Source organism: Salmonella sp. SJTUF15570, assembly GCF_043357055.1.
Taxonomy (GTDB): Bacteria; Pseudomonadota; Gammaproteobacteria; order Enterobacterales; family Enterobacteriaceae; genus Salmonella; species Salmonella enterica.
The window spans coordinates 16,874-33,919 of the sequence record NZ_JBEUKJ010000010.1; the positions used below are offsets into that span (position 1 = coordinate 16,874).

10 protein-coding genes are annotated in these 17,046 nt (G+C 50.0%); 4 read left to right on the plus strand and 6 right to left on the minus strand.

The features are described 5' to 3' along the window. Nucleotides 1-10 precede the first annotated feature (10 nt). Nucleotides 11-1,063 (minus strand): FAD:protein FMN transferase ApbE, encoded by a 1,053-nt coding sequence (gene apbE, locus ABVN44_RS18460; RefSeq protein WP_000784307.1) that lies wholly within the window; start codon nt 1,061-1,063, stop codon nt 11-13. Between the two features lie 114 nt (nt 1,064-1,177). Then, nucleotides 1,178-2,314: a porin OmpC gene (locus ABVN44_RS18465; protein WP_000865526.1), complete on the minus strand. Its 1,137-nt coding sequence runs from the start codon at nt 2,312-2,314 to the stop codon at nt 1,178-1,180. 728 nt (nt 2,315-3,042) lie between these two features. Here ABVN44_RS18465 and rcsD point away from each other — a divergent pair. Both rcsD and rcsB read left to right on the plus strand, forming a co-directional pair. Then, a complete protein-coding gene (gene rcsD / locus ABVN44_RS18470) occupies nt 3,043-5,712 on the plus strand; it encodes a phosphotransferase RcsD (RefSeq protein ID WP_023232546.1) in 2,670 nt (889 codons plus the stop codon). Nucleotides 5,713-5,728: 16 nt separating this feature from the next. Continuing rightward, the gene (rcsB, locus tag ABVN44_RS18475; RefSeq protein ID WP_001061919.1) at nt 5,729-6,379 is read left to right on the plus strand and encodes a response regulator transcription factor RcsB; all 651 of its coding nucleotides are present in this window, start codon (nt 5,729-5,731) and stop codon (nt 6,377-6,379) included. 102 nt (nt 6,380-6,481) lie between these two features. On the opposite strand, the gene rcsC is transcribed toward rcsB, so the two are convergent. From rcsC to ABVN44_RS18495, 4 genes are all read right to left on the minus strand, one after another. After that, complete coding sequence (rcsC, locus tag ABVN44_RS18480) at nt 6,482-9,328, minus strand: two-component system sensor histidine kinase RcsC (RefSeq protein WP_000876084.1); 2,847 nt, start codon at nt 9,326-9,328, stop codon at nt 6,482-6,484. Nucleotides 9,329-9,445: 117 nt separating this feature from the next. Further along, nucleotides 9,446-12,082, minus strand: coding sequence for a DNA topoisomerase (ATP-hydrolyzing) subunit A (gene gyrA, locus ABVN44_RS18485; RefSeq protein ID WP_001281271.1), 2,637 nt, complete (start codon nt 12,080-12,082; stop codon nt 9,446-9,448). A gap of 409 nt (nt 12,083-12,491) precedes the next feature. Further along, nucleotides 12,492-13,694, minus strand: coding sequence for a mandelate racemase/muconate lactonizing enzyme family protein (locus ABVN44_RS18490; RefSeq protein ID WP_000705581.1), 1,203 nt, complete (start codon nt 13,692-13,694; stop codon nt 12,492-12,494). A 14-nt stretch (nt 13,695-13,708) separates the two neighbouring features. After that, nucleotides 13,709-15,034 carry an MFS transporter gene (locus ABVN44_RS18495; RefSeq protein WP_000098078.1) on the minus strand — a complete coding sequence of 442 codons (1,326 nt, stop codon included), beginning with the start codon at nt 15,032-15,034 and terminating at the stop codon, nt 13,709-13,711. A 49-nt stretch (nt 15,035-15,083) separates the two neighbouring features. Between ABVN44_RS18495 and ABVN44_RS18500 the strand changes: the two genes are divergently transcribed. Further along, nucleotides 15,084-15,968, plus strand: a complete 885-nt coding sequence (locus tag ABVN44_RS18500) for a GntR family transcriptional regulator (RefSeq protein WP_000944714.1) — start codon at nt 15,084-15,086, stop codon at nt 15,966-15,968. An 82-nt stretch (nt 15,969-16,050) separates the two neighbouring features. After that, the gene (gene ubiG / locus ABVN44_RS18505; RefSeq protein ID WP_001091009.1) at nt 16,051-16,779 is read left to right on the plus strand and encodes a bifunctional 2-polyprenyl-6-hydroxyphenol methylase/3-demethylubiquinol 3-O-methyltransferase UbiG; all 729 of its coding nucleotides are present in this window, start codon (nt 16,051-16,053) and stop codon (nt 16,777-16,779) included. Nucleotides 16,780-17,046 lie beyond the last annotated feature (267 nt).

Here is a 17,046-nt window from a genome sequence, read left to right on the forward strand (position 1 = left end):
ATCTTGCGTTTTAATTCTTATCGCTCACCAGGAACGTTTTGAACTGCGGCGACATCCAGGTTTTAAAGCCTTCACCTTCTTTCATGATCATAAAGACCGCCAGCCCTTCCCGCCGCACGACCTCTTGCGCCTTTTGCGTACCAAGCACCATCAGGCCGGTGTCCCAGCCGTCCGCTTCCAGCGCCGTTGGCGCAATGACCGTAACCGATACCAGGTTGTGTTCAATGGGGCGCCCCGTTTGCGGATCGATAACGTGCGAGACGCGCTTGCCATCCAGCTCATAATAGTTACGGTAGCTGCCGGAGGTGCTGATGCCATGCCCGTTGATATCCACAATCGCCTGCACCGCGTTTTCCCGGTCGGTCGGCTTCTGAATCGCGACGCGCCACGGCTGCCCCTGCGCATTCATCCCGCGACTGCTTAATGCGCCGCCCACCGAGACCAGATAACGCGCAATGCCCTCCTGCTCCATCAGACGCGCCAGGTGATCCGCCGCATAGCCCTCCCCGACCGTGGAGAGATCAACATAAAGATCCGGCAGATCTTTTTGCAAAAACTGATGTCCAGCCCTGTCGATAACCTGCAAATGTTGCAGGCCTGTTTTCGCTTTTGCCGCATCGATTTGTGCTGGTGTTGGGATATGCAGCGGCTGCCGATCCGGCCCAAACCCCCACAGATTGACCAGCGGGCCCACGGTGATATCCATCGCGCCATCCGTCTTCGCGCCAATACGCAGCGCCGAGGTCACGATATCCGCCATGGCTTCGCTGACCGGCCAGGGCGCAAGGCTGCGTGAATGGTTAAAACGCATCAGCGCGGAGTCATTTTTATAGGTAGAAAGCAACCAATCATCAGCATCAAGCTGAGTCTGGATTTTAGTCTGTAACTCTGCGGCGCGTTTCGCATCGATACCAACCACGCTCACCCGCCAGAGGGTCCCCATCGTTTTACCTTCCAGCACCTGAGCGGCAGGTGACGCTGTTGTCGTTTCGGGAGCCTCATCGCAGCCCATAAGTAAAAAAGCCGCCGCCAGACACACGGCCCGGCAAAAAGTCATTTTCATCGCTGTTTATCCTCATTCGAATGGACGCAAGCGTATATCAAAACGTCGTATTTGTACGCCGGAATAAGGCATGAAAAAAGGGCCCGCAGGCCCTTTAGCAACATCTTTTGCTGATTAGAACTGGTAAACCAGACCCAGCGCTACGATGTCGTCGGTGTTGATGCCCGCATCGCGGGTAAAGTCGTTTTTATCCAGCAGGTTGATTTTGTAATCAACATAGGTGGACATGTTTTTGTTGAAGTAGTAAGTCGCGCCGACATCAACATATTTTACGATGTCCTGGTCGCCATAGCTGGCGCCGTAGCCGTTGCTGATGTCCTTACCTTTAGACTGCAGGTAAGCCACAGACGGACGCAGACCAAAGTCGAACTGGTACTGAGCAACCACTTCAAAGTTCTGCGCTTTGTTGGCAAAACCGTAAGAGGTGGACGGGTTGCTACCGTTAGAGGTACCAAAACGGGTTGCGTTATAGGTCTGAGAATACTGCGCTGCCAGATAGATGTTGTTCGCATCGTATTTCAGGCCGCCGGTGTAAACCGTGGCGCGATCGCCGTTACCATACAGGCGAGCGTTAGCGGTGTTGTTCTGATCGGCAGTACGTTTAGACGTGGTGATAGCGCCACCGACAGAGAAGCCTTCGCCGATTGCATAAGTCAGCGATCCGCCGTAACCGTCGCCGTTCTGGTTCAGCAGGCTGCGACCGTTGGTGTTTTCACCGCTCACGCTGCCGTTTTTGCCCTGATACTGCAACGCGAAGTCCAGGCCATCCACCAGGCCGAAGAAGTCGGTGTTACGGTAGGTGGCATAGCCGTTACCACGCTGCTGCATAAAGTTGTCAGCGCCGTAGGTGTCGCCGCCGAACTCCGGCAGAACGTCGGTCCAGGAGGTCACATCATAGGTTACGCCGTAGTTACGACCATAATCGAAGGAGCCTGCGTCAGCGAATTTCAGACCCGCAAACGCCACACGCGTCCAGGAGTCGTTGCTGCCTTCAGTCTGGTTGCCCTGAATCTGATATTCCCACTGGCCATAACCGGTCAGCTGATCGTTAACCTGCGTTTCGCCTTTGAAGCCGATACGCATGTAGGTCTGGTCGCCGTCGCTGCCTTTGTCGTCAGAGAAGTAGTGCAGGCCATCAACTTTACCAAACAGGTCTAATTTGTTGCCGTCTTTATTATAAATTTCAGCCGCATTCGCTGCGCCCGCCACCAGCAGAGCTGGTACCAGGAGGGACAGTACTTTAACTTTCATGTTATTAACCCTCTGTTATATGCCTTTATTGCTTTTTTATGCCACTGCTTACTGGTTAACCCTCATTAACCAGTCGGCAAGTCCATTCTCCGCAAAAATACAGAATAATCCAACACGAATATGATACTAAAACTTTTAAGATGTTACAGTTATCTACATAGATGTTTCAAAATATGAATTTTACGGAACTTTTTTAAAGCAAAAATCAAGTAAAAATAAGCACAAATAGACAAAATATATTCACGAAACTTTTAAAATCAACGGGTTAAATTGATGAAATTCATAGCACTGAATGATAAAACAGAATCTTCATTCGCAACTAAAATAGTGACCGCTATCATCATTAACTTTATTTATTACCGTCATTCACTTCTGAATGTCTGTTTACCCCTATTTCAACCGGATGCTTCGCATTCGGTTTTTTTTACCCTTTTTCAGGCACACCCGGCTGATTTATGCTACCTGCCTAAAACTATCACGGTTATTCACTACACTCCCCTGCTCGACCGTTCGTAAGACATTAGCAAATAATTTCTTGATATTTAGTGCTAAACATTTATAAGTAGTCTTTATATTTGTACCGTTCTGCGAAGGTTGTACGCTTTTCCCGTCCCGCCGACGGAGCGCGTGTTAAGTTGCCCGGCATGACGTAAGAGTCTGGAAATTCATTCATTACCCTTTATACTGCCCTTCACCTTCAGCGTTGCTTTTACAGGTCGTAAACATAAATGAGTCAGTCTGACACAACGGTCTCTACCCGATTCTCCCTTCTACCGGGAAGCATTACCCGTTTCTTCTTATTGCTGATCATTGTGCTGCTGGTAACGATGGGCGTTATGGTACAGAGCGCCGTCAACGCCTGGTTGAAAGACAAAAGCTATCAAATTGTCGATATCACCCATGCTATTCATAAACGCGTGGATACCTGGCGGTATGTTACCTGGCAAATTTATGACAACATCGCCGCGACCACTACGCCATCGACAGGTGAAGGACTTCAGGAAACGCGTCTGAAGCAGGATGTGTATTATCTTGAAAAGCCGCGACGTAAAACTGAAGCGCTGATTTTCGGTTCCCATGACAGCGCCACGCTGGAAATGACGCAGCGTATGTCAACTTATCTGGATACGCTGTGGGGCGCGGAAAACGTGCCGTGGTCCATGTATTACCTCAACGGACAGGATAACAGCCTGATTCTTATCTCTACCCTACCGTTGAAAGATCTCTCTTCCGGCTTTAAAGAGTCCACTATTGGCAATATCGTCGATTCCCGCCGGGCAGAGATGTTGCAGCAGGCGAATGCGCTGGATGAGCGCGAAAGTTTCTCCTCATTGCGAAAACTGGCCTGGCAAAACGGTCACTATTTTACGCTGCGCACGACCTTCAATCAGCCAGGACATCTGGCGACCGTGGTGGCGTTTGATCTGCCCATTAATGATTTAATCCCGCCGGGAATGCCGCTGGACAGTTTTCGGATAGAGCCTGACGCAACCCAGGCGACGGGGCGAAGCAGTGAAAAGGAAGCGCCTGATAGCGTCACGATTAGCTTTAACGGTTCAAAAATTGAGATCTCCTCAGCGCTTAACTCTACCGGAATGCGCCTGATCTGGCAGGTACCGTTCGGTACGCTTTTGCTTGATACGCTGCAAAATATTTTGCTGCCTTTACTGCTGAACATCGGGCTGCTGGCGTTGGCGTTATTTGGCTACGCCACGTTCCGTCATCAGCCGGGACGGACGACGGAATCGACATCCGGCAACGCGGCGAATAACGAGCTTCGCGTCTTACGCGCCATTAATGAAGAGATCGTTTCTCTGCTGCCGCTGGGTCTGCTGGTCTACGATCAGGAAGGCAACCGCACCGTGATCAGCAATAAAATCGCCGATCATCTGTTGCCGCATCTTAACCTGCAAAATATTACCAGCATGGCGGAACAGCATCAGGGCGTGATTCAGGCGACAATTAATAACGAACTGTATGAGATCCGTCTGTTTCGCAGCCAGATCGCTCCCCGCACGCAGATCTTTATTATTCGCGATCAGGACCGGGAAGTGCTGGTGAATAAGAAGCTTAAACAGGCGCAGCGTTTGTATGAGAAGAATCAGCAGGGTCGCGCCGCCTTTATGCAAAATATCAGCAACACGCTTAAAGAGCCCGTACGCCAACTGGCGGTTAACGCCGCGGCAGTCACCACGCCGGAAAGCCTGAAACTGGCGGATCAGGCGGATGTATTGGTACGTATGATCGATGAAATCCAACTGGCGAATATGCTGGAAAATGACGCATGGAAGAGCGAAGCCACGCTGTTCTCCCTGCAGGATCTTATTGACGAAGTCGTGCCGGAAGTGCTGCCCGCCATTAAGCGTAAAGGGCTGCAACTGCTGATTAATAACCATCTTAGCGGCAACGATGAACGCTGGGGCGATCGCGACGCCCTGCGTCGGATTTTGCTGCTGTTGATTCAGTATGCCGTCACAACGACCGCTATGGGTAAAATTACGCTTGAAGTCGAGCAGGATGAATCTATCGCGGAGCGTCTGACTTTCCGTATTCTGGATACGGGCGAAGGCGTAACGTTAAACGAGATTGATAATCTGCATTTCCCGTATATGAATGAAACGCAGGGCGATCATTACGGCAAAGCGAATCCGCTCACCTTCTGGCTGTGCAATCAACTGGCGCGCAAACTGGGCGGTCATCTCAACATTAAAGCGCGAGAAACGCTGGGCACGCGCTATACCGTTCATGTCAAAATGCTTCCTCACGATCAGCATACCCAGGTCGAAGAGCGCCTGCTGGACGACGTGAGCGTGATGGTCGATGTGACGTCCAACGAGGTTCGCGCGATTGTGCTGCGTCAGTTAGAAAACTGGGGCGCCACCTGCATCACGCCGGATGAAAGGCAGATAAGTCAAGAATATGATCTCTTTTTAACGGATAATCCGTCTAATCTTACTGCCTCGGGCTTGCTTTTAAGCGATGATGAGTCAGGCGTGCGGAAAATTGGCCCGGGTCAGTTGCGCGTCAACTTTAATATGAGCAATGCTATGCAGGAAGCTGTACTACAACTTATCGAAGAGCAGCTGGCGCAGGAAGAGATTCCCGCCTCCCCGCTCGGCGGAGATGAAAATGCCGAGCTTCATGCCAGCGGCTATTATGCGCTATTTGTAGACACAGTACCGGATGATGTTAAGAGGTTGTATACTGAGGCGGCAACCAGCGATTTCGCTGCGCTGGCCCAAACGGCCCACCGCCTGAAAGGGGTGTTTGCCATGCTTAATCTGGTACCCGGCAAGCAGTTATGTGAAACGCTGGAACATCTGATTCGTGAGAAAGATGCTCCAGGTATAGAAAAATATATCAGCGACATTGACGCCTACGTCAAAAGCTTGCTGTAGCAAGGTAGCCCAATACATGAACAATATGAACGTAATTATTGCCGATGACCACCCGATTGTACTGTTCGGTATTCGCAAATCACTTGAACAAATCGAGTGGGTGAATGTTGTCGGCGAATTTGAAGATTCCACAGCATTGATCAACAACCTGCCGAAATTAGATGCGCATGTGTTGATCACTGACCTCTCCATGCCGGGAGATAAATACGGCGATGGGATCACCTTGATCAAGTACATCAAGCGTCATTTTCCGAGCCTGTCTATTATCGTTCTGACCATGAACAACAATCCGGCGATCCTGAGCGCCGTGTTGGATCTTGATATTGAAGGGATCGTACTCAAGCAGGGTGCGCCAACCGATCTGCCTAAGGCGCTGGCCGCGCTGCAAAAAGGCAAAAAATTCACCCCAGAAAGCGTTTCTCGTCTGCTGGAGAAAATCAGCGCAGGCGGTTACGGCGATAAGCGCCTGTCGCCAAAAGAGAGCGAAGTATTACGCCTGTTCGCCGAGGGCTTTTTGGTCACCGAAATCGCCAAGAAGCTCAACCGCAGCATTAAGACCATCAGCAGCCAGAAGAAATCGGCGATGATGAAACTGGGCGTAGAGAATGATATCGCGCTGCTCAACTATCTCTCTTCCGTCACCCTGAGTCCGACAGACAAAGAATAAATCGCTTTTATGTTACCCAGCCTGATGGCGCTACGCTTATCAGGCCTACCAGTCGACTCATCTTTTACAGGCCGGACAGGCGACGCCGCCATCCGGCATTTTTTATGCCCGCGTTTTACGTACTCGTTCGGCATACACCGCCAGCGTCTGTTTCAACACATCCAGCGTCACAGGCTTCGACAAACAGCTGTCCATACCGGACTCCAGGCAACGTTGTTTCTCTTCCGCCAGCGCGTTCGCCGTCACGCCGACGACCGGCAGCGTCAGCCCAAGCTGACGGATACGCTGCGTCAGGCGATAGCCGTCCATGTTCGGCATGTTCACATCGCTCAGAACAATATCGATAGCATTTTTACTCAGCACATTCAGAGCGTCCACGCCATCATTGGCTGTCTTACACTGATACCCCAGCGATCCCAGTTGATCGGCCAGCAGACGGCGATTGATCGGATGATCGTCAACGACCAGAATCATCATGTCGTCATTTGAATCTGCGGTTTTATCCGTCGTCGGCAATGCGCTGGAAAGCGCTTCACTATCCAGCTCAATACTATAGATACGCGCCAACAGCGCGGGCAACTCATGCACCGACGCCACACTATGCACCCACTCGCCAGGCGCTCTTTCCAATGGAATCCCGATATGACGGCGGCAAAAGACGACCGCCGCCCTCCCCTGCCAGGTATGCTCCAGCGCGTCATCGACAATCAAAATATCGTCTGCGGCGGGTTCTTGCCCTTCATAACGCTGCGTATGAACGCCGCTACGCGCCAGACTGGTCTCAATAAACTGGCACAAAGAAGTATTGCGCACCGCCAGCCAACAGCAGGTTCCGGCGAGTCCTTCCACGCTCTTTTTCACAGGGTATTGCGCGCCATAAAGCGGGATGCGCAGCGTAAACTGGCTTCCCATGCCCGGCTCCGAATCGACGGAAATATCGCCGTCCATCATGCTGATCAATTTTTCGCAAATCGCCAGCCCCAGACCGGTCCCCTGAAAGTTACGCTGTACGCCGGTTCCCACCTGGAAGAAGGGATCGAACAGGCGAACCACCTCTTTTGCCGGAATACCGACGCCGGTATCCCGCACGCGAATGCTGAGATAATCCCCATCACAGCGCACATGCAGCACGATGCAGCCAATATCGGTAAACTTAATGGCGTTGCTCAACAGGTTTGAAATGACCTGCTGTAAACGCATCGGGTCGCCGTTCAGCGATACCGGCACGTCAGGCTCAATAAAACAATACAGGCCGAGCTGCTTACGCACCACCAGCGGCAGATAATTGGCGGTGATATGGTTCATCACCTCTCGCGGTGAAAATTCGCGCGGCTCAATCTTTAGCTGTTCCGACTCAATTTTCGAGAAGTCGAGAATGTCGCTGATAATTTTCAGCAACAGACTGGAGGAGTTATTCATCGCCGTGACCAGACGATCCACGCCTTTTGGCAACTCTTTGGTTTGCAGCAGATCGAGATTGCCAATGATACCGTACAGCGGTGTGCGCAATTCATGGCTGACCGTCGCAAGGAACATGGATTTAGACTGGCTTGCCTGCTCCGCCGCCTGCGCCATCTCCTGCAGCGACTCTTCCATTTTGACGCGCGTACTCACATCTACCAACACGCAAATCGCGACGTTTTCATTGCGATAGCGGGAATGGACGAAGCTAATTTGCAAATTGGTATTATTGCTGGTCAATACATCAACAAAGTTGACCTGCTGGCCGCAAATGATTTGCGTCAGGCGCTGTCTGTCTTCATGCGTGAGCATGTTCAGGTAGGTGTGCGCCAGTTCGTTACTCAGAATATTGACACCATCGATAGTGCGCAGAATACAGATCCCCACCGGCGCGGAGGCGACGATTTTACGGTTGAACTGTTCATGCTCTTCCAGACGCTGGGCATCGCTCTCCGCCGGAATGAAAATTCGCCGCTCATACATCCGCGCAAGCGTAAACAGCCCTGCGCCCACCAGCACGTTCAGCAGGATAGCATTCAGGATAAGAATACGAATACGCTCCAGGACTAAATCTACAGGCACAGAATAGACAATACTGAGCGAGGATGGCGGCAGGCTTTTTTTGAGTACCAGTTCGCGAAAACCTGGCGTATAACCAAACCAGGAGCGCTCCTGCATCCAGCGCGGCTCCGCTTTAATATTGCCGTCAGGACCGGTCAACGAAATCAGCGAATGGCCGTTCTCATCAATAATAGTGACGCCCATCGGCAAACTGCCGGGCGTGAAAAAATTTTCCATACGGATGGACTGCTCAACGCCCAGCAGCGCCTGCAGACGATTGGCCAGATACACCGGCGTCAGCGCATAAAAGTAGCCCACGCCCTGACGCGCGCCCTGGCTTATCCAGAAAAGGTTATTCCCACTTTCTTCCTGCGGCGCGTTGCGGTATTTCATAATCCGCTCATGTAACGCTTTTAACGCATCATCGCGCTCCACGGGCATTTCACGCAGGCCGAAATTCGCCATACAGAGGTTATCGCTGCCAATCAGGAAAACGCGGTTAAGATCATACGCCGCTGAAAAGTTGTCGCGCCAGTAACGCATAAACCAGGCCAGCGACTCCAGCGAACCGCGCCAGGCGGAGCCCATCGCCGCACAGTCTGAGTCGGCGAATAGCGGTTCAAAGTCCGGCACCACCATTTTGTCATCACGCGCACGCGACGACATGACGCCGTTTTCCGCCGTTAAACGGTTCTCGGCGATATATTTGAGCTCTTTCATCACGTCCGATGTGCGCTGGATAAAACGCTGCGCCTGATCGGAGCTAAGGTTGAACTCCTGACGAATTTCAGATTCCCGCTGGTGCAGGGCATTGACGATGTAAAACACCGAAACAAAGGCGATTAAAAGCCAAATGAGTAACGCTAACGCTCTGAATAAGTAGCGCGAGACTTTCAGCGTAGTTCGAAAGGAAGCAAGGTATTTCAAAGGGGCGAAGCTCCGCCTCAGGATGTAAATAGAGTGTGACTAAGGTAGCGGTAAATGACGTAGCCCGCAACGGCAAAGAAAAAGGGCCGGATATCCGGCCCTCGCACAGCAATAACATTACTCGTCAGCGTCATCCGCAACGTCGTCATCGCTTTCCGCTTCCGGGGCGATATCCTCATCCCCTTCCGCCACGCTGCCGTCGATAGCGTCGAGTTCTTCGTCATCTACCGGTTCAGCAACGCGTTGCAGACCCACCACGTTTTCATCTTCCGCCGTGCGGATAAGGATAACGCCCTGGGTATTACGTCCCACTACGCTGATCTCGGACACACGGGTACGCACCAGAGTACCGGCATCCGTGATCATCATGATCTGGTCGCAATCGTCTACCTGTACCGCACCGACAACGGAACCGTTGCGCTCGGTCACTTTGATAGAGATAACGCCCTGCGTCGCACGAGACTTGGTCGGGTACTCGTCCGCTGCGGTACGCTTCCCGTAGCCGTTTTGCGTTACGGTCAGAATAGCGCCTTCGCCGCGTGGGATGATCAGAGAGACGACTTTATCGTCTCCCGCCAGCTTAATACCGCGCACACCGGTCGCGGTACGCCCCATCGCACGGACGGCGTCTTCTTTGAAGCGCACCACTTTGCCCGCGGCCGAGAACAGCATGACTTCGTCAGAACCAGAAGTCAGGTCAACGCCAATCAGCTCGTCGCCGTCGTTGAGGTTCACCGCGATAATACCGGCGGAACGCGGACGGCTGAATTCGGTCAGCGCCGTTTTCTTCACGGTACCGCTGGCGGTCGCCATAAAGACGTTGACGCCTTCTTCGTACTCACGAACCGGCAGAATCGCGGTGATACGTTCGTTGGCTTCCAGCGGCAGTAGATTGACGATCGGACGACCGCGCGCGCCACGGCTGGCTTCCGGCAACTGATAGACCTTCATCCAGTACAGACGGCCCCGGCTGGAGAAGCAGAGGATGGTGTCATGGGTGTTGGCTACCAGCAGGCGGTCGATAAAGTCTTCTTCTTTAATACGCGCGGCAGATTTACCTTTCCCACCACGACGTTGCGCTTCGTAATCCGTCAGCGGTTGATACTTGACGTAACCCTGGTGAGACAGCGTCACGACAACATCTTCCTGGCTAATCAGATCTTCGATATTAATATCGGCGCTGTTGGCGGTGATTTCGGTACGACGCTCATCGCCGAACTGATCGCGAATTAACTCCATCTCTTCGCGGATCACTTCCATCAGGCGATCGGCGCTGCCCAGAATGTGCAGCAGTTCAGCAATCTGCTCCAGCAGCTCTTTGTATTCGTCGAGCAGTTTTTCATGCTCCAGGCCGGTCAGTTTCTGCAAACGCAGATCCAGAATCGCCTGCGCCTGCTGCTCAGTCAGGTAATACTGACCGTCACGCACGCCAAATTCTGGCTCCAGCCATTCCGGACGCGCAGCGTCATCACCAGCGCGCTCGAGCATCGCAGCAACGTTGCCCAGATCCCACGGACGCGAAATCAGCGCCGCTTTTGCTTCTGCCGGCGTTGGCGCGCGGCGAATCAGTTCGATAATCGGGTCGATGTTGGCCAGCGCAATCGCCAGAGCTTCAAGGATATGCGCGCGGTCACGGGCTTTACGCAGTTCAAAAATAGTACGACGCGTCACCACTTCACGGCGGTGGCGCACGAACGCTGAAATGATGTCTTTCAGGTTCATGATCTTCGGCTGGCCGTGATGCAGCGCCACCATGTTAATACCGAAGGAAACCTGTAGCTGGGTCTGGGAGTAGAGATTATTAAGCACCACCTCGCCCACCGCATCGCGTTTCACTTCAATCACGATGCGCATCCCGTCTTTGTCGGATTCGTCACGCAGCGCGCTGATGCCTTCCACGCGTTTATCTTTCACCAGCTCGGCGATTTTCTCGATCAGGCGCGCTTTGTTCACCTGATAGGGAATTTCATGGACGATGATGGTTTCACGGCCCGTTTTGGCGTCAGCTTCGACTTCCGCGCGGGCGCGAATGTACACTTTGCCACGACCGGTACGGTAGGCTTCTTCGATACCACGACGACCGTTGATGATCGCGGCGGTCGGGAAGTCCGGACCCGGAATATGTTCCATCAGCCCTTCAATGCTGATGTCTTCGTTGTCGATATACGCCAGGCAGCCGTTAATCACTTCCGTCAGGTTGTGCGGCGGGATATTCGTCGCCATACCTACTGCGATACCGGAAGAACCGTTCACCAGCAGATTCGGAATTTTGGTCGGCATGACGTCCGGAATTTTTTCCGTACCGTCATAGTTATCCACGAAATCCACCGTCTCTTTTTCGAGATCGGCCATCAGTTCGTGGGCGATTTTCGCCAGACGGATCTCCGTATAACGCATTGCCGCCGCGGAGTCGCCGTCAATAGAACCGAAGTTACCCTGACCATCCACCAGCATGTAACGCAGCGAGAATGGCTGCGCCATACGAACGATGGTGTCATACACTGCAGAATCGCCGTGGGGATGGTATTTACCGATTACGTCACCAACGACACGGGCAGATTTTTTATAGGCTTTGTTCCAGTCATTGCCCAATACGTTCATGGCGTAAAGTACGCGACGGTGTACCGGCTTCAGGCCATCTCGGACATCCGGCAGCGCACGGCCAACAATGACCGACATCGCATAATCCAGATAGGAGCTCTTCAGCTCTTCCTCAATGTTGACCGGTGTAATTTCTCTCGCAAGGTCGCTCATCTAACCGCTATCCCTCTACTGTATCCCGGATTCAAAGGTCGCAAATTATAACACATTCGCCCACGTACTGGTAAACGGAATGCAGCCAGACAATGCTTTATTCGGGTGCCGCATGCTCTCTTCATTTATAAGCGTGGCCTCGGCGTTTATTGGCGATCGGCTTCAGAGGCGACACAGGGGAGATCGGGGCCTGGCCAGCAAGAGGTTAGAAAATCAATACCTCCCGTGTATACCCGTCATACTTCAAGTTTCATGTGCGTTGGCGGCGAGTTACTCGGCCCATCCCTGGGCCTCCCCCCGTCGCGGTTAGCGCAAGCGCTGTTCAAGACGGTTAACCATTTTATCCTGCAACTCGAATTATTTAGGGGATATGCCGGGAGGCATAAACCATAATCAGTATCACCAGATGCTATTTAATCACATAGGCCAGGTATTCTTTCACTACCTCATCGTTTAATTCCTGACCCAATCCGGGCTGTTCCGGCGCGACATAATAGCCATTTTCCGGTTGATAATCGTGGGTACAAAGTTCCCGAATAGATGCTTTCATCGCATTGGTATGATGCTCATGAATAATAAAGTTGGGAATTGCTGTTTCCATATGCAGCGCGGCTACCGTGGAAACAGGACCGCCGCAAACATGCACCTGTACAGTGGTGTCATAAATATTAGCATAGTCACAGATTTTCTTTCCTTCGGTAATTCCGCCGCAGAGACACAAATCAGGTTGCGCTACGGCAATAGACTGCTTCTCCAGTAATTCCCTGTATCCCCATCTTGTGTAGGAACGCTCGCCAGTGGCGATTGGAATCGTTGTTGAACGGGAAACTTTCTGCATATTATCAGAATTTAATGGATGAATCGGTTCTTCATAAAGAAAGATACGATACTTTTCTATCGCCTTCGCAAATTGAATAGCTGAGTTTGTACCAAGAAGAGAATGGATTTCCACGATAATATCAGCATCATCCCCCATTGCTTCACGCATAGCGGCAATTCGCGCTTCCCCCATTTTTAATTGATCGGCCAGTAACAATCCTGAATAGTTACGATTTTTATTCTGAAAAACACAGTCATCGCCATTACGATCGATTTCGAGTGGATCCACTTTAATCGCATCATATCCATCGTCAAGAGCCGCACGCGCCGCCTCAGCATATTCATCAGGTGTCACTAATATCTGGCGTTTATCCCCCCAACCAAATTGTAACTGACTAGCATAGGTTCTTAATTTTTCATTAGTTTTCCCGCCAAGGAGCTGATAAACAGGTACACCTAAATATTTACCTTTGATATCCCAAAGAGCAATATCAATAGCGCTCATTCCGGCATAAAAAACGTTCCCGCCCCCCATCCCCCAAAAAGTCTTTCTGAAAAAGAACTCCCAAATTTTTTCGATATTTAGTGGATCTTCACCCACAATCAATGGCGCCAGATCTCTGATGATCCCTACGCCAGCTTTAGCGCCTGCGCCATAGGCCAGTCCTACTTCGCCAATACCACTTAATCCTGAGTCGGTATTCACCCGGATAAGTACTGGATTATAGGATGACATCGTTTGATCTCTTTTTTTTAATTCACAGTCAAAAACTTCAATAGACGTAATTTTCATAATTTCTCCATTTATCAGGTTCGTGATACAACATTTGTTTGTTGGCTTTTTTCTTTTTTCACATCAATTTTCATTAACGCCAAAACGGCTACCGCAGCGAAGCAAAGTATTGCCTCTACAATAAATATTCCTGTCGCACCATAATGAGTAGAAACGAATCCCAGTGATTTATTAATCAGGAATCCGCCAAGACTTGAACATGAGTTAATAAACGCAATGCTGATAGCCAACCCTGACGGCGACAATAATGCAGAAGGCAGCGCCCAGTAAGGTCCGTAATAGCTGAGGATCCCAACACCATAGAACGTTAGCCCCAGCATTCTCAACGACATTGAGGGGACAAGAGCAATCATCAGAAAACCACAGCCTGCCAGAAACATGGGTAATGCAGCATGCCATTTTCGTTCATTCTTTTTATCGGAATGCCAGCCCCACCAGGGCATGCTGAACATAGCGAAAATAAACGGAATACTCATGATTAAACCGACGTCAGTATCCGTAAAATCAGCTGAAAATCCCTTCACCAACCCCGGCAACCAGTAGTTTGCCGCCAGAGCAGCCGCCTGAATCAACATGTAGGCGAAAGAAAGCTGAAGCAAAACTGGATTTTTGATTACTGAAAGAAAGGATGAGTTGGTATTTTTATTTAATGCAGCTGCGGTTTCATTGTCAGTGCGTAATTTATTAACTAAGGCCGATATCTGCTGTGGCGTAAGCCATTTAGCCTTTTCTGGACTGTCAGGCAGTAAATAAAATGTCAGGATGCCAAGGAATACGGTAGGGATCCCTTCAATAGCAAAAAGCCAGCGCCAGCCTTCATAATCCGGGGTATTTAAATGCTCGATGATCCAACCAGACATCGGTGCAGCCAATACCGATGCAACAGCAATAGATAACATGAAGAAACTATTGACTTTTCCGCGCTCACGAGCCGGGAACCAGCATGCAAGATAATAAACCATGCCCGGGAAAAAGCCAGCTTCAAATACCCCCAAAAAAATGCGAGCCAGCAAAATATGTTGAGTATCTTTAGCAAAAAAAATCAGCCCAGTTACCGCTCCCCAGCCGATAATAATGGAACTAATCCATTTTCTTGCACCAAGCTTTTGCAAGCCAATGCTACTCGGAATTTGAAAGATTAAATATGATATGAAGAATATAGAAGAAATATTAGCGAAATCCTCAGGCGTAATACCGAGAGATTCATTCATGCGTAATGCAGCAAACCCAATATTGACACGATCCATATAGTTAAAAAAGTAAAGAATAAAGGCCAAAGGAATGATTTTCCTTTTTACAATACGAATTGCATCGTATAAATTTTCTTGTGGACTACTCATTTTGCATCACCTTTTATGATTCAATGAATAAGGGTATTGACCGGAATCGATGTTACGTAAAAAACAATACAATTCAAAAGCTAATGTGTCATATCTGATATATCAGCAAGCAAACTTAATGAAATATACAATAACAACAATAAAGTATGTAAATTTTCTTATATCTGATATATTAGATCCGTTAATTTTGAATAAATTAATTACAATGGAGCCGGGTTTAACCATGGAGGAGAAGAAAATGAAAAATAGATTAAAGCGTGACTTTAGTCACATATCAATTGAAATACCCAAATCCATCACCCAGGTGATTAAAGAGAAAATAAGGGAGATGATTATCCATGGCGATTTCGATCTTGGGCAAGCGATCAGTGAAAATGAACTATCAAATATTCTGATGGTAAGTAAAACACCAATTCGTGAAGCTTTTATTTGGCTGAGCTATAATGAAAACTTAGTCAACATCATTCCCCGCAGTGGGACATTTGTTTTTTCTGTCACCGACGAGGATATCAATGATCTCATCAAAATGAGGGTTATCCTTGAACAGGGCGCAATTCGTGAAGCGATGGAGAAAAATGCTAACAATGTCATAGTCGAATTAAGCAATATTTTATCGAAGTCAGCAAAAATTAATGCAGAGCGAGATACGCAAGCTTACCTCAAACTGGATCATGATTTTCATTATGTTTTTGTGAAATATGCCGATAATAAATACATTTCACAAGCACACCTGTTGATCTCAGCACGTTTATTGGCAATTCGCTACAGACTGGATTTTACCGCTGAATATATCACCAGCTCTAACCGTGGACATGCCACTATTTTGGATATGTTAAAAAACAACAACGTCGAGGGCGTCTGTAATTTTATCACGCACCACATCGGTAGCGGTTTTACAGAACGCGCAAGAAAACTTCTTGCGCTGAAAGCGTAATAAAGACGGCAGTAGATATAACGCAGCGACTTTGCACCTGCTATACTGCCCCGATAGATCAATAGCGGAATCTCATGTACTCATGAACACTGAAAAACCGTCGGTAGCTCACAACGTTGACCATAATGAAATCGCCAAATTCGAAGCCGTCGCGTCGCGCTGGTGGGATCTGGAGGGCGAATTCAAGCCATTGCATCGCATCAACCCTCTACGCCTTGGCTACATTACTGAGCGCTCAGGCGGCCTGTTTGGTAAAAAGGTACTCGACGTCGGCTGCGGCGGCGGCATTCTGGCGGAAAGTATGGCACGCGAAGGCGCAACCGTCACCGGGCTGGATATGGGCTTTGAGCCTTTGCAGGTCGCCAAACTGCATGCGCTGGAAAGCGGCATCGAGGTAGAGTACGTGCAGGAGACGGTTGAGGAACATGCGGCAAAACACGCCCAGCAATACGACGTCGTCACCTGTATGGAAATGCTGGAGCACGTTCCCGATCCGCAATCGGTCGTCCACGCCTGCGCCCAACTGGTTAAACCCGGCGGCGAGGTGTTCTTCTCAACGTTGAACCGCAATGGGAAATCCTGGCTGATGGCGGTCGTCGGCGCTGAGTATATTCTGCGCATGGTGCCAAAAGGCACGCACGACGTGAAGAAATTCATTAAGCCTGCTGAACTGTTAAGCTGGGTAGATGAAACCGTCCTGAAAGAGCAACATATCACCGGGCTGCACTACAACCCGATAACCAATACTTTCAAACTCGGTCCCGGAGTAGACGTTAACTACATGTTGCATACCCGCGCTAAAAAAGCCTGACATCAAAGAATTTTCCTATAAGGGTTGCGTTAGATCATCGGGCGCAACCTTTCCCTTCGATGAAGAAATCAGCATTCGATCAAATTTTGATTTTTTTTTATGAATTGTTGACATCCTCTCCAGGCCTTATCAGACGCGCATTTAGCGATTCTTACGCTTTTGCAACCGCAATTTAACGCCAAAATCAACTCTTGTACTCAAAAGAATCCCTACTAGAATACTCACCATATAGCGTTTCACTTATCGATTACCCCCTATATATAGTAT

Excerpts from the sequence above, each read along its gene's own strand:
- ABVN44_RS18500 (WP_000944714.1), top strand. The coding sequence starts at position 15,084 with ATGTTACGTAAAAAACAATACAATTCAAAAGCTAATGTGTCATATCTG.
- gyrA (WP_001281271.1), bottom strand. The coding sequence starts at position 12,082 with ATGAGCGACCTTGCGAGAGAAATTACACCGGTCAACATTGAGGAAGAG.
- ABVN44_RS18465 (WP_000865526.1), bottom strand. The coding sequence starts at position 2,314 with ATGAAAGTTAAAGTACTGTCCCTCCTGGTACCAGCTCTGCTGGTGGCG.
- apbE (WP_000784307.1), bottom strand. The coding sequence starts at position 1,063 with ATGAAAATGACTTTTTGCCGGGCCGTGTGTCTGGCGGCGGCTTTTTTA.
- rcsB (WP_001061919.1), top strand. The coding sequence starts at position 5,729 with ATGAACAATATGAACGTAATTATTGCCGATGACCACCCGATTGTACTG.
- ABVN44_RS18490 (WP_000705581.1), bottom strand. The coding sequence starts at position 13,694 with ATGAAAATTACGTCTATTGAAGTTTTTGACTGTGAATTAAAAAAAAGA.
- rcsD (WP_023232546.1), top strand. The coding sequence starts at position 3,043 with ATGAGTCAGTCTGACACAACGGTCTCTACCCGATTCTCCCTTCTACCG.
- ABVN44_RS18495 (WP_000098078.1), bottom strand. The coding sequence starts at position 15,034 with ATGAGTAGTCCACAAGAAAATTTATACGATGCAATTCGTATTGTAAAA.
- ubiG (WP_001091009.1), top strand. The coding sequence starts at position 16,051 with ATGAACACTGAAAAACCGTCGGTAGCTCACAACGTTGACCATAATGAA.